Origin of the sequence: Endobacterium panacihumi, assembly GCF_050847465.1 — a bacterium.
Taxonomy (GTDB): Bacteria; Pseudomonadota; Alphaproteobacteria; order Rhizobiales; family Rhizobiaceae; genus Neorhizobium; species Neorhizobium panacihumi.
This window is the reverse complement of record NZ_JBOZRA010000002.1, coordinates 682136-701788: the sequence shown is the minus strand read 5'-3', so window position 1 is coordinate 701788 and position 19653 is coordinate 682136. Positions and strand designations below refer to the sequence as shown.

At 58.9% G+C, this 19653-nt stretch carries 25 protein-coding genes; 10 read left to right on the top strand and 15 right to left on the bottom strand.

Translation table 11 applies throughout. The features are described from left to right. Positions 1–40: 40 nt before the first annotated feature. From ACRQ1B_RS15170 to ACRQ1B_RS15140, 7 genes are all read right to left on the bottom strand, one after another. Positions 41–502 carry a BA14K family protein gene (locus ACRQ1B_RS15170; RefSeq protein ID WP_432294547.1) on the bottom strand — a complete coding sequence of 154 codons (462 nt, stop codon included), beginning with the start codon at positions 500–502 and terminating at the stop codon, positions 41–43. A gap of 155 nt (positions 503–657) precedes the next feature. Next, positions 658–1194: a MerR family transcriptional regulator gene (locus tag ACRQ1B_RS15165; RefSeq protein WP_432294546.1), complete on the bottom strand. Its 537-nt coding sequence runs from the start codon at positions 1192–1194 to the stop codon at positions 658–660. A 135-nt stretch (positions 1195–1329) separates the two neighbouring features. Beyond that, a complete protein-coding gene (locus tag ACRQ1B_RS15160; RefSeq protein ID WP_112728403.1) occupies positions 1330–1668 on the bottom strand; it encodes an integration host factor subunit alpha in 339 nt (112 codons plus the stop codon). A 153-nt stretch (positions 1669–1821) separates the two neighbouring features. Then, positions 1822–2793: a beta-ketoacyl-ACP synthase III gene (locus ACRQ1B_RS15155; RefSeq protein WP_432294545.1), complete on the bottom strand. Its 972-nt coding sequence runs from the start codon at positions 2791–2793 to the stop codon at positions 1822–1824. Positions 2794–2809: 16 nt separating this feature from the next. Then, complete coding sequence (gene plsX, locus ACRQ1B_RS15150) at positions 2810–3859, bottom strand: phosphate acyltransferase PlsX (RefSeq protein WP_432294544.1); 1050 nt, start codon at positions 3857–3859, stop codon at positions 2810–2812. Positions 3860–3956: 97 nt separating this feature from the next. Beyond that, entirely contained in the window at positions 3957–4523 is a 567-nt protein-coding gene (locus ACRQ1B_RS15145; protein WP_432294622.1) for a YceD family protein, read from the bottom strand. Then, positions 4523–5068 carry a ubiquinol-cytochrome C chaperone family protein gene (locus tag ACRQ1B_RS15140; RefSeq protein ID WP_432294543.1) on the bottom strand — a complete coding sequence of 182 codons (546 nt, stop codon included), beginning with the start codon at positions 5066–5068 and terminating at the stop codon, positions 4523–4525. The genes ACRQ1B_RS15145 and ACRQ1B_RS15140 overlap by 1 nt, the downstream gene beginning before the upstream one ends. Positions 5069–5296: 228 nt before the next feature. Between ACRQ1B_RS15140 and ACRQ1B_RS15135 the strand changes: the two genes are divergently transcribed. Next, positions 5297–5821 carry an outer membrane protein assembly factor BamE gene (locus ACRQ1B_RS15135; RefSeq protein WP_432294542.1) on the top strand — a complete coding sequence of 175 codons (525 nt, stop codon included), beginning with the start codon at positions 5297–5299 and terminating at the stop codon, positions 5819–5821. A gap of 75 nt (positions 5822–5896) precedes the next feature. Here ACRQ1B_RS15135 and ACRQ1B_RS15130 read toward each other — a convergent pair whose 3' ends face one another. From ACRQ1B_RS15130 to ACRQ1B_RS15105, 6 genes are all read right to left on the bottom strand, one after another. Continuing rightward, positions 5897–8035, bottom strand: coding sequence for a sodium-translocating pyrophosphatase (locus ACRQ1B_RS15130; RefSeq protein WP_432294541.1), 2139 nt, complete (start codon positions 8033–8035; stop codon positions 5897–5899). A 242-nt stretch (positions 8036–8277) separates the two neighbouring features. Further along, complete coding sequence (locus ACRQ1B_RS15125; protein WP_432294540.1) at positions 8278–9516, bottom strand: MFS transporter; 1239 nt, start codon at positions 9514–9516, stop codon at positions 8278–8280. Between the two features lie 15 nt (positions 9517–9531). Further along, a complete protein-coding gene (gene nusB / locus ACRQ1B_RS15120; RefSeq protein ID WP_432294539.1) occupies positions 9532–10011 on the bottom strand; it encodes a transcription antitermination factor NusB in 480 nt (159 codons plus the stop codon). A gap of 4 nt (positions 10012–10015) precedes the next feature. Continuing rightward, positions 10016–10468 (bottom strand): 6,7-dimethyl-8-ribityllumazine synthase, encoded by a 453-nt coding sequence (gene ribH, locus ACRQ1B_RS15115; protein WP_432294538.1) that lies wholly within the window; start codon positions 10466–10468, stop codon positions 10016–10018. A 183-nt stretch (positions 10469–10651) separates the two neighbouring features. Further along, complete coding sequence (locus ACRQ1B_RS15110) at positions 10652–11431, bottom strand: hypothetical protein (RefSeq protein ID WP_432294537.1); 780 nt, start codon at positions 11429–11431, stop codon at positions 10652–10654. Between the two features lie 49 nt (positions 11432–11480). Further along, on the bottom strand, positions 11481–11861 hold the full coding sequence (locus ACRQ1B_RS15105; RefSeq protein WP_432294535.1) for a lysozyme inhibitor LprI family protein: 381 nt from the start codon (positions 11859–11861) through the stop codon (positions 11481–11483). 204 nt (positions 11862–12065) lie between these two features. Here ACRQ1B_RS15105 and ACRQ1B_RS15100 point away from each other — a divergent pair, with 204 nt between their 5' ends. The 3 genes from ACRQ1B_RS15100 (at position 12066) to ACRQ1B_RS15090 (ending at position 13435) form a co-directional block, all read left to right on the top strand. After that, a complete protein-coding gene (locus tag ACRQ1B_RS15100) occupies positions 12066–12401 on the top strand; it encodes a hypothetical protein (protein WP_432294534.1) in 336 nt (111 codons plus the stop codon). A gap of 77 nt (positions 12402–12478) precedes the next feature. Then, positions 12479–12757: a hypothetical protein gene (locus ACRQ1B_RS15095; RefSeq protein ID WP_432294533.1), complete on the top strand. Its 279-nt coding sequence runs from the start codon at positions 12479–12481 to the stop codon at positions 12755–12757. A gap of 27 nt (positions 12758–12784) precedes the next feature. Next, the gene (locus ACRQ1B_RS15090; protein ID WP_432294532.1) at positions 12785–13435 is read left to right on the top strand and encodes a glutathione S-transferase family protein; all 651 of its coding nucleotides are present in this window, start codon (positions 12785–12787) and stop codon (positions 13433–13435) included. An 8-nt stretch (positions 13436–13443) separates the two neighbouring features. On the opposite strand, the gene ACRQ1B_RS15085 is transcribed toward ACRQ1B_RS15090, so the two are convergent. Continuing rightward, positions 13444–14025: a thymidine kinase gene (locus ACRQ1B_RS15085; RefSeq protein WP_432294531.1), complete on the bottom strand. Its 582-nt coding sequence runs from the start codon at positions 14023–14025 to the stop codon at positions 13444–13446. Positions 14026–14268: 243 nt separating this feature from the next. Between ACRQ1B_RS15085 and ACRQ1B_RS15080 the strand changes: the two genes are divergently transcribed. Then, positions 14269–15621, top strand: a complete 1353-nt coding sequence (locus tag ACRQ1B_RS15080; protein ID WP_432294530.1) for an MFS transporter — start codon at positions 14269–14271, stop codon at positions 15619–15621. 22 nt (positions 15622–15643) lie between these two features. On the opposite strand, the gene ACRQ1B_RS15075 is transcribed toward ACRQ1B_RS15080, so the two are convergent. Further along, complete coding sequence (locus ACRQ1B_RS15075; RefSeq protein ID WP_432294529.1) at positions 15644–16561, bottom strand: DMT family transporter; 918 nt, start codon at positions 16559–16561, stop codon at positions 15644–15646. Positions 16562–16855: 294 nt separating this feature from the next. Here ACRQ1B_RS15075 and ACRQ1B_RS15070 point away from each other — a divergent pair, with 294 nt between their 5' ends. From ACRQ1B_RS15070 to ACRQ1B_RS15050, 5 genes are all read left to right on the top strand, one after another. Then, entirely contained in the window at positions 16856–17158 is a 303-nt protein-coding gene (locus ACRQ1B_RS15070) for an ArsR/SmtB family transcription factor (RefSeq protein ID WP_432294528.1), read from the top strand. Between the two features lie 61 nt (positions 17159–17219). Next, complete coding sequence (locus tag ACRQ1B_RS15065) at positions 17220–18239, top strand: zinc-dependent alcohol dehydrogenase family protein (protein ID WP_432294527.1); 1020 nt, start codon at positions 17220–17222, stop codon at positions 18237–18239. Further along, positions 18236–18550 carry an antibiotic biosynthesis monooxygenase family protein gene (locus ACRQ1B_RS15060; protein WP_432294526.1) on the top strand — a complete coding sequence of 105 codons (315 nt, stop codon included), beginning with the start codon at positions 18236–18238 and terminating at the stop codon, positions 18548–18550. Before ACRQ1B_RS15065 ends, ACRQ1B_RS15060 begins: the two co-directional genes overlap by 4 nt. Before the next feature lie 167 nt (positions 18551–18717). After that, positions 18718–19008 carry a hypothetical protein gene (locus tag ACRQ1B_RS15055; RefSeq protein ID WP_432294525.1) on the top strand — a complete coding sequence of 97 codons (291 nt, stop codon included), beginning with the start codon at positions 18718–18720 and terminating at the stop codon, positions 19006–19008. Between the two features lie 129 nt (positions 19009–19137). Then, complete coding sequence (locus ACRQ1B_RS15050; RefSeq protein WP_432294524.1) at positions 19138–19548, top strand: hypothetical protein; 411 nt, start codon at positions 19138–19140, stop codon at positions 19546–19548. Positions 19549–19653 lie beyond the last annotated feature (105 nt).

The window sequence follows — 19653 nt, the reverse complement described above, 5'->3', positions numbered from 1 at the left end:
CCCGCTATCGCGGGCCGCTTCAATTGAAAGCCGATGTGTCTCAATAAGGCGAATAGCACTGCTGGCGCGGGCCATTATATGGCTGGAACGTATTGTCGTAAGCGCGGTAAGAACGATAACGATTGGCGCACCACTGCGTATGCGAGCTTGCTCCCCGATAATAACGAGGCGCCGGCGCATAACGCGGCTGCGAATTGGCAATGGCACCACCGACGATAGCACCCAGTGCCAGACCGCCGATCACTGCGCCGGCATTGTTGCGATGATGCCGACGATAATAGCGGCGGTCACCATAGTAGCGACCCCGGTCCCAATGACGGCCACGGTCCCAACCGCGATTGCCGCGCCAGTGGTGACGGCGTCCTTCCCAATATTGAACGGTCTGAACGTCGGTCGTTTGTTGAATTTTCGGAGCGGATGCGACAGACGGAAACGCCTGCGCAGGCGCAACGCCCATAAATGCCGTTGCAACAGACAGGGCGATGATCGCGAGCTTCTTCATTTTCATCTTCCTCACCTTAGCTATATGATGAGGATATGGTCGCGTTTTTTCGATGAACCAGCGGTGAACGAACAAAAAAACGTGTTCACGTTAAAGGGAACCATATGTGATCCCGAAAAACCAGTATTTTTACTGGGATTTGAGCGCAGAGAGGGTTAGCGAACCTGATCGAGCAGGCGTTTGCACTCGAGCAGGTCGAACAGCGCCTCCTGCAAAAGTGCGCGGTCTTCCTTGCCAACGGAACTCTTTCCGACAGAGATTTCCGGCGTGTCGTCCCCTCCCCCGCCGAAACCAAAGAAACGACCGCTTGGCTTGGCTTTCGGGCGACCGACGATCTGGTCCTCGTCCGGATTGGCGACACGTGGCTCGGCAGACGGCTTTTCGCTATTGGCCGCCATGATGGCTTCCATCGTGGCCAGATCGCCGGATGCGATGGCGGCCACAAACTTGTTGCCGTTGGTCTTCAGAAGTTTCTGGACACCCTTGATCGTATAGCCGTGATCATAGAGCAGGTGACGGATACCCTTGAGCAGATCGATATCGTCCGGACGATAATAACGGCGTCCACCGCCGCGCTTCATCGGCTTGATCTGCGGAAAGCGTGTTTCCCAGAAACGCAGCACGTGCTGCGGCAGGTCGAGATCGTCCGCGACTTCGCTGATTGTGCGAAATGCATCGGGGCTCTTGTCCAAAATCTCGTCTCCGGCAGCGTCGCAGGCAAGTCGAGCACTACGACAGATTCACATTGCGCTATATCAACGGTTCAGGCGTCTGGTTTCAAGCGCCTGTTCACGTTTGCCACAGGAGATGCGGAAGACGGGTCGCTGTCAGGCTGCCGGATTGGCAGGCTTCTGCTTGTTCTTGCGCTGGGTGTGAGCCTTGAGGATACGCTGCTTGAGCACATTCGAAGCCTTAAAGGTCATCACCCGGCGTGGCGAGATCGGCACTTCCTCACCCGTCTTCGGGTTACGGCCGATACGCTCGTTCTTGGCGCGGACCTGGAACGTGGCGAAAGACGAGAGCTTTACCATCTCCCCGCGCACGATCGCATTGCAGATTTCGTCGATGACGGTTTCAACAAGTTCAGCGGATTCCGTCCGAGAGAGCCCAACCTTGCGAAAAACCGACTCCGCCAAATCTGCTCGCGTCACTGTCTTACCGGCCATGACCCCCGCCCATCAGAAATTATTGTTATCAAAGCAGAAGGGAGCTTATGTTTCTTGGCGGCGGCGGTCAAGCGTCTGCTTCCATTCGCTTATCCGCCGCTTGGCTTTAAAACTTCCCGTTTCCGTTACCGGATATGGTGCAGTGTTTTCAGATTACCAGCGGACGAGAAGCGCGCCCCAGGTAAAGCCGCCGCCCATGGCTTCCAGCATGACGAGATCGCCCTGCTTGATACGGCCATCGCCAGCCGCAACGGACAGTGCCAGCGGAATCGAGGCCGCAGACGTGTTGCCGTGCATGTCGACCGTGACCACGACCTTTTCACCCGGAATGCCGAGTTTTTTGGCCGAACCATCAATGATGCGACGGTTAGCCTGATGCGGAACCAGCCAGTCCAGCGTTTCCGCCGTCGTGCCGGTGGCTTCGAATGCGGCCTCGATGACGTCAGTGATCATGCCGACCGCATATTTGAAGACTTCGCGGCCTTCCATGCGCAGGTGGCCGACAGTGCCGGTCGAGGACACGCCGCCATCGACGTAAAGCTTGTCCTTGTGCGAACCGTCCGAGCGGAGATGCGCGGTTAGAACACCGCGATCGGAAATGGCACCTTCACCTTCCTGCGCTTCCAGAACCAGCGCACCGGCGCCGTCACCGAACAGAACGCAGGTGGTACGGTCGCTCCAGTCGAGAATGCGCGAAAAGGTTTCGGCGCCGATAACCAGCGCCCGCTTGGCAAGACCGGCGCGTAAGTGCGCATCGGCCGTCGCCATGGCGTAAACGAAGCCCGTACAGACCGCCTGCACGTCGAATGCATAACCCTTGGTCATGCCGAGACGATGCTGGATGTTGACGGCCGTGGCCGGAAACGTGTTGTCCGGCGTCGAGGTGGCGACGATGACGAGATCGATGTCGTCCGCCGTCAGGCCGGCGCGCTCGAGAGCGGCGCGGGCTGCGGCTTCACCGAGCGAAGCCGTGGTTTCGCCTTCGCCGGCGATATAGCGCTGCTTGATGCCGGTGCGCTGGACGATCCACTCGTCCGACGTCTCGACCATGCCTTCCATTTCGGCATTCGTGACAACCCGTTTCGGAAGCGCTGCCCCGAAACCGCGTACTACTGAACGGATCATGCTGTTTGTCCTGTCCTCACGCCGCTTCTTCAGGGCCCTGATCGGGCTGATGATTGGCGTGATATGTTTTCAAGTCATGCGCGATCTTTTCGTTCAACGCATTGCGAACCATGTCGTAACCGACGTCGATTGCGGCGGCATAACCTTCCGCATCCGTGCCACCATGGCTTTTGATGACGATGCCGTTCAGGCCGAGAAAGACGCCGCCATTGACCTTGCGCGGGTCCATTTTTTCCCGCAGGCGATCGAAGGCGCCCTTGGCGAACAGATAACCGATCTTGGCAAGCAGCGTGCGCGACATGGCGGCGCGCAGAAGTTCGGCGATCTGGCGGGCGGTGCCCTCGGCGGTCTTCAGCGCGATATTGCCGGTAAAGCCTTCGGTGACGACAACGTCGACCGTACCCTTGCCGATATCGTTGCCTTCAACGAAACCGCGATAATCGATGGTGGAAAAATTCGCTTCGCGAATCAGGCGCCCGGCTTCCTTGACCTCTTCCTGACCTTTTACTTCCTCGACACCGACATTGAGCAGGCCAACGGTCGGGCGTTCGATCTCGAAGAGCGCGCGCGCCATGGCGCCGCCCATGACGGAGAAATCGAGAAGCTGCTGGGCATCGGCACCAATGGTGGCGCCGATATCGAGGACGATGCTTTCGCCGCGCAATGTGGGCCAGATGCCGGCGATGGCCGGCCGGTCGACACCATCGAGCATGCGCAGGCAGAGTTTTGCCATGGCCATCAGTGCGCCGGTATTGCCTGCGGAAACGGCAACATCGGCCTCGCCCTGCTTCACGGCATCGATGGCGCGCCACATGCTGGAGACGTTGCGTCCGCGGCGCAGCGCAGCGGACGGCTTTTCGTCCATGCCGACGGCGACATCACAGTGATGGAAGGTCGACTTCTCACGCAGTTTCGGATGCTGGGCGAGCAGAGGCTCGCAGACATCCTTCTGGCCGAAGATCAGAAACGTCGCATCGGGATGACGCTCAAGCGCCTTGGCGGCGCCCGGTATGACGACCGCAGGGCCGGCATCACCACCCATGGCATCGATAGAGATTCTGATCACGCTGGTTCTTTTCCTTCTGTTTCGCCTTCAGGCGAAATCGCGGCCAAAATAATGTTTTTCGGACCGCATACAACTCAATTATGACGAAAGCGAAACGCTACTGCCCGCTTTTCCAGTCTTTCAGCGCTGCAAAGGGCGACGGACGCTTTGCTGCCTGTTCGTCGTCCAGCTCGATATGATCGGCAAATTCCGCACCCGGCTTACGCGGATATGGGTCGATGGCGAGCGCCACGAACTCGCTGATAATGGGGCCGACATCAAGCGTATCGCCGGCAAATGTTTCCGGCAGATCCGGACCATCGGGATCAAGAACCATCTCCGCCGTCGTGCCGGTGGCAACGCGGGCGAGCTTCGAGCCTTCCGGCACAAAGATCTGCTCGAACTCTTCGTTGATTTTTGTTTCGATCGGCTCGAGTGTCACGACGCAGGCCTGCGTCAGCGTGGCCGAAACCGTCCCCTTGACGCGAATGCCATCACGCTTCCAGCGGTTGATCTGCAAGTCGGCGGAAAGGCTTTCGACCGCTTCGACCTTCCAGGCCGTTGCAAGTTCAGCCAGTTCGCGCGCATCCGCCTCGACATGCACCGATACGGCATTGGTCGAGACGTGGCCAACTTTAACGCCGTAAGAAAACGGCGGCTTTTCGTCGTCAATATGGTTCTGCATCATGCCTCGCTTCCCGGTCTGCGCAGTTGCGCAGCCCCTCGGGAAATATTGTCTTCGTCCATAGCCGCAAGATCGGCGTCCGTTTGCACCATCCAGCTCGCCAGCCCGCCAAGGGCCGGTGCGCTCTCTTGCGTTTCCGGGTATATATTCCGTCTCAGCGCTTCCGCCAATGCCACCTCGTCTTTTGCATCCAGGGCGGCGGCATAGGTTTCCAGCCGGCCATAAAACATGCCGGCCAGTTTTTTCATGCGCTTGGGCACGCCCTGGTCGCCGATACCGAGCTCGCGGATGGAATGATCGATGTCCTGAAAGAAGGCATCGACAATTTCCTGTGCAATTTCCTGACCGCTGCGTGGCGACGTTCGGGTGCGCCGAAAGAACAGGATCATCACGATGGACAGCATTTCAAAACGGCCCATGACCGTGTCCGGCACGCCGAGATCCGTATAAAAATACGGCTCGCGGGCCATAGCCGTCAGCGTCGCATATTGCCGGTCGACAATTGCGCGGTTCTGGTTCTTTTTGCCGAACAGACCGAAAAACATGAGAAATCCCGTCAAACATCGCCAGCAAAAGCGCCCGTCATCATGGCGGCCGTGTTGCATGCAAACGAAAGCTGGTTTACCGAAGCAGGCACGAATTGCAACGCCGTTCAGCGGAACGCGGCAAAGCGACGCCCGAGTGGCCGCGGATCAGAAGGTTTGCACCGATGTTCGCGGAATAGCCACAATGCTGTGTGCAGAGGGTTGCCGGTTTGCGGCGAGGTGGAAGACATGAGGACTGGTGTGACGAAGCGCGTTTATGGGCCTGACATGAAACTGATGAACAAGACCGCAATCGCGCTGGTTATCGCAACGCTTGGCCTTTCCGGTTGCACCACAGGTATCGGCGACACGATCTACAGCGGTTATGTCGTTGACAAGCAGGCGCTGGATTTGATCCCGGTCGGCTCCAGCCGCGAGCAGGTCATGCTCAGCATGGGAACGCCTTCGACCACCGCGACCTTCGACAACGAAGTGTTCTATTACATCTCGCAGGTTCGTCGACGTAGCGCCGCTTTCATGAAGCCGCGCGTCGTTGATCAGACCGTTGTTGCCGTCTATTTCAACAAGGACGGCGTTGTCGATCGTCGCGCCAGCTATACCCTGCAGGACGGCAAGGTATTCGATACGATTTCGCGCACCACGCCGACCGGCGGCAAGGACCTCACCTTCCTGCAGCAGCTGCTGTCTGGCGGTTCCGGCCCGGGTGCAGCGGCTGCCGCAGCGCGCAACATGTTCCAGCAGGCGCAGCCGTAAGGCACCTGATTATCCAAACGGAAGCCCGCGAAACCGATTGGTCTCGCGGGCTTTTTGTTGGCATCGATTTGCTGCTCAGTGGGCGAGGATCGCCAGCAGCAGCAGGGCGACGATATTGGTGATCTTGATCGCCGGGTTCACCGCAGGACCTGCCGTATCCTTGTAGGGATCACCGACCGTATCACCCGTCACCGAAGCCTTGTGGGCATCGGAACCCTTCAGGTGGCGCTGACCATCCTTGTCGACAAAGCCATCTTCGAAGCTCTTTTTGGCATTGTCCCATGCACCGCCACCCGAGGTCATGGAGATCGCCACGAACAGGCCGTTGACGATGACGCCAAGCAGTGATGCGCCAAGGGCCGCAAAGGCCGATGCCTTGGAGCCGGAGATGAGCAGCACACCGAAATAAACGATGATGGGCGCCAGAACCGGAAGCAGCGACGGCAGGATCATTTCCTTGATTGCGGCACGCGTCAGCATGTCGACGGCACGGCCGTAGTCCGGACGCTCGGTGCCCTGCATGATGCCCGGCTTTTCGCGGAACTGACGACGCACTTCCTCGACGATCGAGCTTGCCGCCTTGCCCACCGCCGTCATGGCGATGCCGCCGAACAAATAGGGGATGAGACCGCCGAAAATCAGACCGGCGACGACATAAGGGTTGGACAGGCTGAAGGAAATGGCGCCGACGCCTTCGAAATACGGATATTGCGCGGCATTGGCGGCAAAATACTCAAGGTCGTTGGAATAGGCCGCAAACAGCACGAGCGCGCCAAGGCCTGCAGAGCCGATGGCATACCCCTTGGTGACGGCCTTGGTGGTGTTGCCGACCGCATCGAGCGCATCGGTGGCCTTGCGCACTTCCGGCGGCAGGCCGGACATTTCGGCGATACCGCCGGCATTGTCGGTGACCGGGCCAAAAGCATCGAGCGCGACGATCATGCCGGCCAGGCCGAGCATGGTGGTGACGGCAATGCCGGTGCCGAACAGGCCGCCGAACTGGTAGGTGGCGATGATGCCGCCGCAGATGACGATGGCCGGAAGTGCCGTCGATTCGAGCGAGACGGCCAGACCCTGAATGACGTTGGTGCCGTGACCGGTGACGGAAGCCTGCGAAATTGAATTGACCGGGCGTTTGTTGGTGCCGGTGTAATATTCGGTAATCACCACGATCAGCGCCGTAACGATGAGGCCGACGATGCCGCAGATGAACAGGTTGCCGCCGGTGATCTCCTTGCCCGCGACAGTACCGATCGAGCCCCAGCCGACCGTGAACGCGGTGGCGGCGGCAAGCCCAGCAATGGACAGCACGCCGGTTGCGATCAGGCCCTTGTAGAGCGCCCCCATGATCGAGCCGTTGGCGCCGAGACGCACGAAGAACGTGCCGACGATGGAGGTCAGGATGCAGACCGCGCAGATGGCGAGCGGATAAAGCATGGCGGCGGCAAGCGTCGGCGTGCCGGTGAAGAAGATCGCTGCCAGAACCATGGTGGCAACGACGGTGACGGCATAGGTCTCGAACAGGTCGGCCGCCATGCCGGCGCAATCGCCGACATTGTCACCGACGTTATCAGCGATGGTTGCCGGGTTGCGCGGATCGTCTTCCGGAATGCCGGCCTCGACCTTGCCGACGAGATCGCCGCCGACATCCGCACCCTTGGTAAAGATACCACCACCGAGGCGGGCGAAGATGGAAATCAGCGACGCGCCGAAACCGAGCGACACGAGGGCATCGATGACGGTGCGGGAACCGGGTTCATGCCCAAGACCGCCCGTCAGGATCGCGTAATAGATGGCCACACCCAGAAGGGCGAGACCAGCCACCAGCATCCCGGTAATGGCGCCGGACTTGAAGGCGATATCCAGCCCTGCGGCAAGGCTCTGCGAAGATGCCTGCGCGGTGCGGACGTTGGCGCGCACCGAAACATGCATGCCGATAAAGCCGGCGGCACCGGAAAGAACCGCGCCGATGACAAATCCCAGCGCGGCAAGGCCGGACAGAAGCAGCCAGACGACGACCGTGACGACGGCGCCGACGATGCCGATGGTGATATACTGGCGGGTGAGATAGGCCTGAGCGCCTTCGCGAATGTAGCCTGCGATTTCCTGCATGCGGGCATTGCCCTGATCCGCGGCGAGAACCGATCGTGTCGCCCAGACGGCGTAGACGATCGACAGAAGTCCGCAGATAATTACCCCTGTAAGCACTGTCATTCGTTTTTCCTCTCCAAAAAACGCAACGCCAAAAATGCATTAGGTACGGGCCGGAACGCCCGGTCGCTGCACCCCTCCCCTCCCAAGGACGGCTGTGCAGCGCGACCGCGAGATTGCTGTGCGCGCGTTGGTGCGTCAAGCCCCGCCTCACAACCGTCCGGAAAAGGACGCTCGATGCTAGGTTTGGGACGAGAGAGTGTCGTTGACGATCGTCAGGGTTTTGGAGGCTGCGACAGCAAGGCTCACGCCGCCGGTTGGCGGCGCTGCAGGCGCAGGAGATTGAGCACGAGCAGCAGGCAAAGGATCGCCACCGGCCAGATGACGAGGTTCATGACCGACCAGCCATAAGCGGTGAAAACCTTGCCCGACGAGAAGGACGAGACCGCCACGCAGGCGAACAGGATGATATCGTGAAAACCCTGCACCTTGTCGGCTTCGGCCGGGCGGTAGCTGGACGCAACAATCGCCGTGGCGCCGATAAAACCAAAGTTCCAGCCGATGCCAAGAAGCACCAGAGCGCCCCAGAAATTCCAGAGTTCGATACCCGCATGCGCAACAAGGGCGCAGGCCATGAGGATGAACAGGCCTGATATGACCAGCTTTTCAGCACCGAAACGGGTGATCAGCATGCCGGTGAAAAAGCTGGGCGCGAACATGGCGAGTACGTGCCACTGGATGCCGAGCGTTGCCATTTCGGTCGGAAAACCGCAGCCGATCACCATGGCCAAAGGTGCACCGATCATCACGAAACTCATCAGCGAATAGGTGCCGATGCCGCAGATCATGCCGGTCAGGAAGCGCGGCGTGGCGACGATCTGCCGCAGGGGGCGTGCCGGTTCGGCATGGGCCGCGACGGCGGAGGGCTTTGGAAGTTTAAGAAAAAACAGGATGCCTATCGAGAGGAAAGCGAGCGGCACGATGGCGAGAAACGTTCCGGCGAAGGTGAAGGGCTCAAAAAGATCCTTGGCCCAGATGGCAAGCTGCGGGCCAATAACGGCGGAGATAACCCCTGCCCCAAGTATCCAGGAGATCGCCTTGGCCTTGAAAAACGAGGGCGAGGCATCAGCGGCGGCAAAACGAATTTTCTGGGTGAAGCCGCTGCAGGTGCCGATCAGTGTCAGGGCCGCCGCGAACAACCAGAAATCGCCGCGGAACAGGGCGATAGTGGCAAGCGCGCCGCCGACCGCGCCGATGACGGCACCAAGCATGAAAGCCTGCGGACGGCCGAACATCCGCGCAAGAAACGCAATCAGCACCGCGCCCAAAAGCGTGCCGGCATTAAAACCGGTGATCGGCAGCGTAGCGAGCGATTTGTCGAGGCTGAGGAGCTGATAACCGGCGAGCGAGCCGATCGAGATGGTGAGCGGCGCGACGGAGCCCAGAATGGCCTGCGCGCCGGAAAGGATGAGGACATTGCGTCTGGCGGTTTTCAGCTGACCTTCGAGGCCGTGTGAATGACCGGTTGCCCCAGACGCATGCATTGTCTTCTTCCCTGCTTATTTCTTTGCGTCGCCCCGGATCTGTTTTGCGAGACGATCGAGAACCGCGTTGACAATCTTGGGCTCTTCACCCTCGAAGAAGGCGCGGGCGATCTCGACATATTCCGTTACGATGACGGCGACGGGGACGTCCTTGCGTTCGATCAATTCGAACGTGCCGGCGCGCAGCGTGGCGCGTAGCGTGGAATCCAGACGCGACAGAGGCCAGTCTTCCTGCAGCGCGGAACGCAGCATCGGGTCGATCTTTTCCTGATCGCGCACGACACCGGCAACGATGGAACGGAACCACGACGGATCGGCCTTCAGGTAAGTATCGCCGTCGAGTTCCTGACCGAGGCGATGCGCCTCGTATTCGGCGACGACTTCGAGCACGCCGGTGCCACCGATATCCATCTGGTAGAGCGCCTGAACGGCGGCAAGACGTGCGGCACCACGCTGGTTTGCCGGCTTGACCGGATGTTCGTTCTCACGTGTCATGATGTCAGCCCGCCAGCTTTTCACGAAGGGCGATCATGGTGAGAGCGGCGCGGGCAGCAAAACCGCCCTTGTCTTTGTCGGACCGACGCACGCGTGCCCAAGCCTGTTCGTCATTCTCGACGGTCATGATGCCGTTGCCGATGGCAAGCGATTCCGACACGGCCATATCCATCAGCGCACGCGAGGATTCGTTGGCCACGATATCGAAATGATAGGTCTCGCCACGGATGACCATGCCGAGTGCTACAAAACCATCGTAATGGGTGCCGCCATTGTCGGCAGCATCGAGCGCCATGGCAATCGCCGGCGGGATTTCGAGCGCACCGGGAACGGTGATGACATCAAAGGTGGCGCCGGCGGTGGTGATGGCGGTCGTTGCGCCATCGAGCAGCGCATCGGCCATATCGTCGTAAAAACGCGCCTCGACGATCAGAAGATGAGGGTTTTCCGTAGGCATTTGCGATGTCCTGATAATGAAGGCGACGCACGCGCGCCGCGAATTGGCCGGGTCAAACCATGTCGGGCGGGGAATGGCAAGCCTTTTTAGCCATGGCTGCCCCGTGCACCATGCATGCTTGCGCTTTGCCAGGTGGTTGGCAAGGGCATTTTCGGGTGGGCTTTCAGCGAGACAGAGAACGCCTCAGCAAGAAACAATCGACAGACCCTTACCAACCACCTGCGTGATCGCATCAAGCACAAACGAGGTGATACGCGCCTGGAACAGCGCGATATCCAGCAGGAACAGATAGATGATCGAGAGCCACGCCGAGTAACCGAAACCGACATAGTCGTTGTAGAGAAACGTGAAAAACCAGTTCTGTCCGAAGATGTAAATTGCACTGGCAGTGATGGTCGCACCGACAAGCAACACGGCCGGTAAGATGAGCGGCCTCATCTGAGTGGGCTTCAGGAAGGAAAGGCCGAGCAAAAGCACGAAAGCCAGAAGATTGGTGCCTGTAAAAATGCGCAGGTCGCGCAGAAGATCGGCAACGATTTCGCCATATCGTCCCTCGATCATCCGCCGCAGTTGCGGCTCTGCGTGTTCCAGCGAGGAAATCTGCAGCCTCGTGACGATGCTCAGGGTTCTCGTCATCACCTTGCGGCACAGGCAGGTGGGATCCTGCATGCGCCCGACAACGGCGGAAACCCTGTCCTTCAAACCTGTTCGCAACTGTTCGCGCAGTGCGGCGATCTCCGTGTCGTGGCGCTCAGCCATCGATCTTGCGAAACCGGCAATGCGGCCTTCACGCGGCCTTTCCGGCACGACGTCAAGTCGCGTGCGGACCTGTTCCTCGATCTTCCATTCGAGGAAACCTCGCGCGGCTTTTTCATAATGGATCGGTGACAAGAAGGTGAGCGCGAAGGACAGGCCGAAGATGATGAGGCCGACCAGAGAGATGATGCGGAGCGTGGAAATCATGGTGACACGGAATGGCAAGGCAGGACGACAGTCATGACAAACTCCGAACTCAGTTCATATCGGAGCCAAAGCTTTCCAGATCTTTTACCCGCTGCTCGATCACCGCGGCACGGCAGGCAGGGAAATGGATAACCTGCCCTTCCCTGCCGAAGTCGGTAGTGTAAAACAGGCAGGAGCTCTCCTTGTAGGTATTCCACAGGCGCTGCTCCGTCAGCAGATATTGCTTTGCTTCCTCGCGATCACCGAAGCTTGCATTCAGCTCCTTCCACGCCTTGTTCAGGCGCGCATCCGCACGCGCCACCCATTCGCCACCACATTTGCCAAAGTCCGGATTGGTGACCGCCTCGGCGCTGCATTTGTCGTAAAGATCATCGGCAACAGCAAAAGGCGCGGGCACGAAAAACAGAAGAACAAGGATAAGTTTTTTCACAATGGCATTCCGGACTTGGCTGATTTCGATCCGGCAAACATGGATCTCATGCGCGGCAATGTCAGGGCCGCCTGCAACAATTCACGACGGATTTTTACCCTATCGCACCATGGCAGCCGAATTATCGTTGCAGTGCCATCGATCAGGCGACTATGACCGCAACAATTTCAAGATTGCGGACATTCATTTCGAAAGGAAAACAACATGATCGTGTGGAGTGGCCTGGGCTTTCTGGTGCCGGCTATCGCTTTTGCCATATGGGTGATCATGAACCTCATGGTCGACGGCATGTACGGCGATGGCGCCGATGCGGAGCGTCTCGTGGCATCGGCCATCGCCCTGCTTTTGTCTGCGCCGGCCATCTGGTTCAGCGGCAAGGCGCTTGAAGGCCCCGGTCGCGTAGTCATCGACAAGGAGACTGGCGAGGAAATGATCCTCCGCCCGCGCCACACGCTGTTTTTCATTCCCATGAAATACTGGGCCTTTCCCGCCATCGCCGCCGGCCTCTTCATTATCGGCGTAGCGCTGTTTGGTGCCTGATCTCAACCGCATCGGCAGTTGCCATAACAGCAAGCACACCTACATCCGGCATTCAATGTTCCAGGCATTACAGCCCCATGATCATCCTCGAATTCCTGATCATCACGGCGACAACCACAGCCGTCATTCTCCTCCTGCGCAACCAGATCATTGCGCAGGTGAAGGAATACCGCTTCTATAAGGCGAATGGCTGGGACTTTTCAGTCGATAGCGGTTTTGACAAACTGAAACTCGACCGGCAGATTTCGACATTTGGCCTGAATCTGACGCCCTGGCAGCGGTTTTACCTGTTCCGGCCCGCCTATATCATCAACATCACAGTGCTGCTGGGCTTTATGATCTGGGGCCTTTTCTGACCCGGACGCCTCTATCGAGAACACCCGATGACACCGACCATCACCGCATTCGAAAATTCGCCGGATCGAGGACGAGGTTTTGCGCGCGACATGCGTGTGCGGTGGGCTTTGGAGGAAGTCGGGCAGCCATACGAGGTTCGGCTCGTTTCGTTCAAGGCGATGAAAGAGCCGGCGCATATGGCGCTCCAGCCATTCGGGCAGATCCCCACTTTTGAACAGGACGGACTTTGCCTGTTCGAAACCGGTGCCATCGTTCTGCATATCGCTCAGACACACGCGGGCCTTTTGCCGGCGTGTGCCGATGGCGTGGCACGTGCGATCGGATGGATATTTGCTGCGGTGAGCACGATCGAACCACCGATCGTCGAGCGTGAAACGGCGGGTTATCTGGAGCACGACAAAAGCTGGCATGAACAGCGACTGCCGATGATGGACGAGCGCGTTCGCACGCGGCTCCGCCAGCTTTCAGCCTGGCTCGGTGATGCCGACTGGCTGGACGGCGACTTCAGCGCCGGTGACCTGATGATGGTCACCGTACTACGGCGGTTGGAAGGCTCAGAGCTTCTCGATGATTTTTCAAACCTTGCCGCCTATGTTGTCCGCGGCACAGCGCGGCCAGCCTATGGGCGCGCATTTGCGGCGCAACGGGCTGTGTTCACCACGGCATCCGGCGGCTGAAGCAAATCTCAGTCGCAGCGTATCTTGTCTTCCCAATGGCGCCGGCAGAGCGAGACGTATTTGTCATTGCCGCCGACTTCGACCTGTGCACCCTCACGCACCACATCACCGCTGCCATCGATCCGCACCACCATGGTGGCCTTGCGACCACAATGGCAGATGGTGCGCACTTCGCGCAACTCGTCGGCAATCGCCAGCAGTTCATGCGAGCCGGGGAAAAGCTTGCCCTGAAAATCGGTGCGCAGGCCGTAAGCCATGACAGGGATGCCGATACGGTCCGACACGCGGGCAAGCTGCCAGACCTGCTCGGCGGAGAGGAACTGCGCTTCATCGATGAAGACGCAGGTGATCGGGTCCTGCGCATGCATGTCCTCGATCTGGGCGTAAAGATCATCGGCACCGGTGAAGGGGATGGCATCTGAGGAAAGGCCGATGCGCGAAGCCACCTTACCCTTGCCGGCGCGATCGTCCAGCGCTGCGATAAAAATCACCGTGCGCATGCCGCGTTCGCGATAGTTATACGACGCCTGCAGTAGCATGGTCGATTTGCCGGCGTTCATCGTCGCATAATGAAAATACAGTTTTGCCATGCCGGTGTTTTGGTCTTCCGTCGCGAAAGGCGAAAGACGGCAGGGGCGAAAACCACAGAAAATTGCAGCTTTTGCCGCCAAGTCAGGCCAGCGTGTCGACGTCGCGATGTGGCATTCCAACTAACACTATCTTTTTTACGACTCGGACAAGTCGCAAAAAGAAAAGCTTGTCGCGCATAAGACGGTATGTGTCGCTGCGAGCCTGCGCCTGTTTAGATATCCGTCTCACGTAAATGCCTGACAATGTCGTCATTGGCGGGTACGCGACTGGCGCTTCTGGGCAGTCGACAGGCCGGAATGCATTTTTTCGAGGTCGTCATGTCTCCGCAATTGCTGGCAATGGTGCTGGCACCCCTTCTTGGCCTTTTCATCATCAGTATCGGCAACGGTTTTCTATCATCGCTCACCACGCTGCGGCTGGATGCGGCCGGCACGTCGCCGTTGATGGTCGGTCTGATTTCCTCCGCGTATTTCTTTGGGCTCACGCTCGGCGCACTGTTTGGCGACCGGGTGATCGTACGTACCGGCCATATCCGCGCCTATAGCAGTTTTGCGTCACTGACGGCCGTGACGGCGCTGGCGCAGGCGCTGACCACCGATCCGTGGATCTGGCTGTTCCTGCGGTTGATCAATGGCTGGGCGATCGTCGGCGTGTTTCTGGTGGTGGAAAGCTGGCTGCTTCTGGCCGGCGATCAGAAAATGCGCGGACGATTGCTGGCGCTCTACATGATCGCGCTTTATGGCGCCGGCATGCTGGGCCAGATGGGGCTGGGCATGGTGGATAGCTGGGGCCCGGTGGCACCCTTCATCGTCGCCGGCATGCTGGCCTCGATCTCGGTTCTGCCGATGGCGATCATTCCGCGTACGGCGCCGCTTGTCGAAAAAGTCGAGGCGCTCAGCCCGCGGCGACTGTTTGCCGATGCTCCGGCGGGTGTCGCCGGTTGTTTCGGTTCCGGCATTGCCATCGGCGCCGTCTATACGCTTCTGCCCCTTTATCTGCAGCGCATCGGGCTGGATGTGCAGAATGTCGGCCTGATGATGGCGAGCGTCATTCTCGGCGCCATGGTGCTGCAATATCCGGTCGGCCGCTGGTCGGACATGCAGGACCGCCGCGTGGTGATGATCGCGCTCGGGCTTTTGAGCGTCGTCCTGTCTGCCGCCATCATCATGCTGCCGCCGGCATCATCGCTGCTGATCGGACTGCTGTTCCTGCTGGGTGGCTGCATTTTCGCGATGTATCCGGTGGCTGTCAGCCACGCCGCCGACAATGCCTCGCATGATGCGCTCGTGCCGATGATCCAGGGATTGCTGCTGATCAACTCGTTCGGATCGGCGATGAGCCCGCTGGCGATCTCGTCGGTCATGACCGAATTCGGAGAGGCCGGGCTGTTCTGGTCGTTCGGGGTTCTCAACGCAGTTCTGGTCATCTTCCTGATCTGGCGCCGCCGCCAGAAGGTGGTATCGCCGCCGGCCGTGCCGATTGCGCCTGCACCCATCCTATCGCCGATCCGCGCCGAATTCCGCGTGACGGAGGAGATGGTGCAAGGCGCGATCGAAAACGACGAGGCCGAGCAGAATGCGGAAAGAGCGACCTGACGGTCGCTCTTTCTTTTGTTTTTCATCCGTGGCTGGAATTGTTGGGCACAACCGGCTCCTGATCCTTCACCTTGGCGCGGTGGAAGATGAACAGGCCCGACAGCACGATGATGGCGGCCCCGATCAGCGTCTGCATATCGGGGAAATCCGCAAAGAACATCCAGCCGAACAGGATGGCCCAAAGTAGCAATGTATATTGCAGCGGCGCCAGTACCGAGGCGGGCGCCAGCTTGAGCGAGCGGGTGATCATCAGATGCGCCGAGCAGGAGACGAGACCGAGAAGCAGCATGGCAAGCAGCTGCTCGACGCTGAAGGCATTCCATGTGCCGATGCTGAGAACGGCGCCGGTGACGAGGCAACCGATCGTCTGCCAGGTGACGAGCGTGGTATCGGACGTGGTGCGCAACACGCGGCCAAGCACCATGGAAAGCGCGAAAGACAGGCTGCCGACAAGACCGAAGATGGACGGCCATGACAGCATGGCTTCCGACGGTCGAAGCGCCACCAGAACACCGATGAAACCGATGGCAACGGCCATCCAGCGACGCCAGCCGATACGTTCGCCCAGAAGGAAATGCGAGATCGCCGCCACATAGATCGGGCCGGCCATGTAGAAGGTCATGACATCAGCGAGCGGCAGATAGATGACGGCAGCATAAAACAGGCCGGTATCAGCCGTCGCCATGACGACGCGGGCAAGCTGCAGATGCGGCTTTTCGACCGCAAACAGCGCGGAGGCCGGACGGCGCGCCAGCATCGGACCCAGCACGATGAAGGCGCCAAAGGAACGCATCAGCAAAACCTGACCAACGGAGAAGCTGGCGACCAGCCATTTGCCCATGGCGTCGTTCAGTGCAAACATGAGGATGCCGACAAGCATCAATCCGATGCCGGCCAAAACGGCGTTACCGCCGACGGCAGAAGCCGCTGATTTGTTCATGATGTGGAGGCGCTCCAGCACGCCGGTTGCGACACGGTTTTTCGGACAAGGACGTTTTGTGGTCAGCCGACCGTTTCGACGCTGATAGATGCGCGGCTGATACTCCGGTCCGGCGTTGCTCGCAAGGGATTTTGATGGGGCGAAAGGACGCGAACAGGCGCTAGACAGCGGGTGCGACACCAGGGCGACAACAAGCCCCTGATCCCCGCCACCCGACATCCGGTCCCCCCGGATCGCAAACATGGACGGGATCCCACGTATTGACATATCGGTAAATCCCGATATATAGGCGCCATGGAATTGCTCGAAATCTTCAAAGCCCTCTCAAACCGCACGCGTCTTGAAATCCTGAAAGGGTTGAAAGATCCCGCAAAGAACTTCCCTCCACAGGATGAAGGAGACGTTCTGACGGTAGGCGTCTGTGTCAGCAGTATTCAGGAAGGTGTTGGCCTGTCGCAGTCGACGGTGTCCGATTATCTTGCAACACTGCAAAGAGCGGGCCTGGTTGAAGTCAGGCGGATTGGCCAGTGGACCTACTACAAACGCAACGAGGCGACGATCCGCGCATTTGCCGAGATCATCGGCAAAGAGCTCTAATTTTTCGCCTGCCAATATCGAGAATTCCCGATATTCCGTTTTAACGAAATGAGGATGTGTAATGAAAGCGATGACACTCAGATCTTTTGGCGGCCCGGAATCATTCGAGCTGCGCGATGTGGCCAAACCTGTACCGGAGGCCGGACAAGTTCTTGTTCAGGTCCACGCAACCTCCATTAACCCGTTGGATTACCAGGTCCGGCGCGGTGATTATTCCGATCTGGTGCAGCTTCCGGCCATTACCGGGCACGATGTATCCGGCGTTGTCGAAGCGGTTGGGCCGGGCGTCACAACCTTCTCTCCCGGCGACGAAGTCTGGTACACCCCACAGATATTCGATGGCCCGGGCAGTTATGCCGAGTACCACGTTGCCGCCGAAGCAATTATCGCCAGGAAGCCCGCCTCGCTGAGCCACCTTGAGGCCGCGAGCCTGAGCTTGGTTGGCGGCACGGTATGGGAAGCGCTTGTCGTGCGTGCGGCGCTGAGGGTGGGGGAAAGCATTCTGGTCCACGGCGGCGCCGGAGGCGTAGGCCATGTGGCCATCCAGGTCGCGAAAGCCATGGGAGCAAAAGTATTCACGACCGTCCGCGAAGCAAACTTCGAGTTCGCAAGAAGTCTCGGGGCCGATGTCGTCATCGACTACGGACAGGAAGATTACGTAGACGCCATCATGCGGGAAACAGGTGGCAAGGGTGTCGATGTCGTGTTCGACACGATTGGCGGCAACACATTGTCGCGCAGCGCCGACGCGCTCGCCCAACTTGGTCGCGTGGTCTCGATCGTCGATATTGCCCAGCCGCAAAACCTCGTTCAGGCCTGGGGCAAGAACGCCAGTTATCACTTCGTGTTCACGAGACAGAACCGCGGCAAGCTCGACGAATTGACCGCCATGGTCGAACGAGGTCAGCTGCGGCCACATGTCGGCGCCGTCTACTCTCTTACCGACATTCCGCTCGCACACGCCAGATTGGAGACCCCCAACAACGGCATCCGAGGAAAAATCGCAATAGCGATCGCCCCATCTGCCCATACGACAAATGCGGAGCTTCACCGCGAAACGCCCGTCGGAGAAAAGCCATGATCTACGAAATCGCAGAACTCCCGGTGCACCGGGAGAAAGCGGAAACATTCAGACAAGCCTTTGCCGAGGTCGAGCCATTGCTTAGCCGTGCGGAGGGGTATTGCGGCCACCTTCTCGCGCAAGGGATAGAAACACCCGAACTGTTCCAGCTGATCGTGCGATGGCGGTCACTCGACGACCACACGCGGGGCTTCGAACCGAGTGAAGACCATCGGATGTTCATGGCGGGCTTACAGGTGTATTTTTCGCAAGAACCGCGTGTCCATCACATAGAGGGGGCGAGTGTCGCGACAGGCGGCTATCTTGTTTGAAAGGCTGACGGTGTATAGCACGTGAATTCCTGAGCTATCCCTGCGGGCTATCTGCACGCAGGGATAGCCGGGCCGGGATGGATTCTGAAATCGGCACCAGCGTCGAATGCGTCCTTGCGTAGCCACCGTCGGATACCCAGATAGCTGAAAACGCTCAGGAGATCCGATTGTCAGACTTTATCAGTTACCTCTTTGCAATTTTCGTGGTCACGCCGCTGCAGGCGGAACTGAGCGACCGGCTGCCCTCGCCCGAACTGATGGATACGGCAAGAAACTGCGTCACCAGCGAAGGGCCGCGCCTTCTGGCCATGGCTGAACAGAACTGGGGCTGGGCGGCGGCCAATGCCATCGGCGTCGGTTTCGGAATGGTGGATCCGGTAACCCTGCTTTCACCCGAAAACAGCGATTGCGCCAAGATCATCCGCATTCTGCGGGCGGAAGAGACCGAAGAAGCCTGAAGACAGGCTTTGTCGGCATCAGGGTATTCTTCCCCTATTTATCAAAGTGCAAACAAATCGGTTGCGAAACCGACAGGTTCTCCTAGTTTCCCCGACCGTTGTGAAGTGTTTTGATCAAGGGGTTGGGAAATGAAACTATTTTGCCTTTCGCTTGCCGTAGCAGGATTGACGGCTGGCATGGCCAATGCGGCACCGTGCGATACGAATTTCAAGGTAAGCGGCGTGCCGATGCTGTCGGCGATGAGCTACCGCACTTTTGATACGTTCCCGAAGGCGAAAGCGCCGGCCATGCTTCAGAAGCTGGCGCAGGCCGTATCCGCCGAAGGTTTTGACGGCGTGAAGATCGACAAGGCTCTGTCTTCGATCAATGCGTTTCAGGAGACAACCGGCTCCGGGCGTATCCAGACGCTGCGCGTCGTTGCCCGCCAACAGGACGCCAATGTGCGCGTCGATGCCATTTTCGACATTCAAGCCGGTCAGATGACCGACAAGAAGATTGTCCGCGAAGGTCTCTGCAACATCATCAACGGCGCGCGATGAGCTACAGCACGTTCCAGCTAATCTGCGCCATTCTGTAATTTACGGTTGAAAAACAAGAGGCCGGACGATCGCTCGTCCGGCCCTTTTTACGTTCTTCAAAAGTAT

What these genes read in the sequence shown, in the direction of transcription:
- ACRQ1B_RS15125 (WP_432294540.1), bottom strand. Translation starts at nt 9,516, where the DNA reads ATGCATGCGTCTGGGGCAACCGGTCATTCACACGGCCTCGAAGGTCAG.
- ACRQ1B_RS15160 (WP_112728403.1), bottom strand. Translation starts at nt 1,668, where the DNA reads ATGGCCGGTAAGACAGTGACGCGAGCAGATTTGGCGGAGTCGGTTTTT.
- ACRQ1B_RS15075 (WP_432294529.1), bottom strand. Translation starts at nt 16,561, where the DNA reads ATGAACAAATCAGCGGCTTCTGCCGTCGGCGGTAACGCCGTTTTGGCC.
- ribH (WP_432294538.1), bottom strand. Translation starts at nt 10,468, where the DNA reads ATGCCTACGGAAAACCCTCATCTTCTGATCGTCGAGGCGCGTTTTTAC.
- ACRQ1B_RS15065 (WP_432294527.1), top strand. Translation starts at nt 17,220, where the DNA reads ATGAAAGCGATGACACTCAGATCTTTTGGCGGCCCGGAATCATTCGAG.
- ACRQ1B_RS15140 (WP_432294543.1), bottom strand. Translation starts at nt 5,068, where the DNA reads ATGTTTTTCGGTCTGTTCGGCAAAAAGAACCAGAACCGCGCAATTGTC.
- ACRQ1B_RS15100 (WP_432294534.1), top strand. Translation starts at nt 12,066, where the DNA reads ATGATCGTGTGGAGTGGCCTGGGCTTTCTGGTGCCGGCTATCGCTTTT.
- nusB (WP_432294539.1), bottom strand. Translation starts at nt 10,011, where the DNA reads ATGACACGTGAGAACGAACATCCGGTCAAGCCGGCAAACCAGCGTGGT.
- ACRQ1B_RS15095 (WP_432294533.1), top strand. Translation starts at nt 12,479, where the DNA reads ATGATCATCCTCGAATTCCTGATCATCACGGCGACAACCACAGCCGTC.
- ACRQ1B_RS15170 (WP_432294547.1), bottom strand. Translation starts at nt 502, where the DNA reads ATGAAGAAGCTCGCGATCATCGCCCTGTCTGTTGCAACGGCATTTATG.
- ACRQ1B_RS15110 (WP_432294537.1), bottom strand. Translation starts at nt 11,431, where the DNA reads ATGATTTCCACGCTCCGCATCATCTCTCTGGTCGGCCTCATCATCTTC.
- ACRQ1B_RS15135 (WP_432294542.1), top strand. Translation starts at nt 5,297, where the DNA reads ATGAGGACTGGTGTGACGAAGCGCGTTTATGGGCCTGACATGAAACTG.
- ACRQ1B_RS15090 (WP_432294532.1), top strand. Translation starts at nt 12,785, where the DNA reads ATGACACCGACCATCACCGCATTCGAAAATTCGCCGGATCGAGGACGA.
- ACRQ1B_RS15130 (WP_432294541.1), bottom strand. Translation starts at nt 8,035, where the DNA reads ATGACAGTGCTTACAGGGGTAATTATCTGCGGACTTCTGTCGATCGTC.
- ACRQ1B_RS15080 (WP_432294530.1), top strand. Translation starts at nt 14,269, where the DNA reads ATGTCGTCATTGGCGGGTACGCGACTGGCGCTTCTGGGCAGTCGACAG.
- ACRQ1B_RS15085 (WP_432294531.1), bottom strand. Translation starts at nt 14,025, where the DNA reads ATGGCAAAACTGTATTTTCATTATGCGACGATGAACGCCGGCAAATCG.
- ACRQ1B_RS15155 (WP_432294545.1), bottom strand. Translation starts at nt 2,793, where the DNA reads ATGATCCGTTCAGTAGTACGCGGTTTCGGGGCAGCGCTTCCGAAACGG.
- ACRQ1B_RS15060 (WP_432294526.1), top strand. Translation starts at nt 18,236, where the DNA reads ATGATCTACGAAATCGCAGAACTCCCGGTGCACCGGGAGAAAGCGGAA.
- ACRQ1B_RS15145 (WP_432294622.1), bottom strand. Translation starts at nt 4,523, where the DNA reads ATGCAGAACCATATTGACGACGAAAAGCCGCCGTTTTCTTACGGCGTT.
- ACRQ1B_RS15070 (WP_432294528.1), top strand. Translation starts at nt 16,856, where the DNA reads ATGGAATTGCTCGAAATCTTCAAAGCCCTCTCAAACCGCACGCGTCTT.
- ACRQ1B_RS15050 (WP_432294524.1), top strand. Translation starts at nt 19,138, where the DNA reads ATGAAACTATTTTGCCTTTCGCTTGCCGTAGCAGGATTGACGGCTGGC.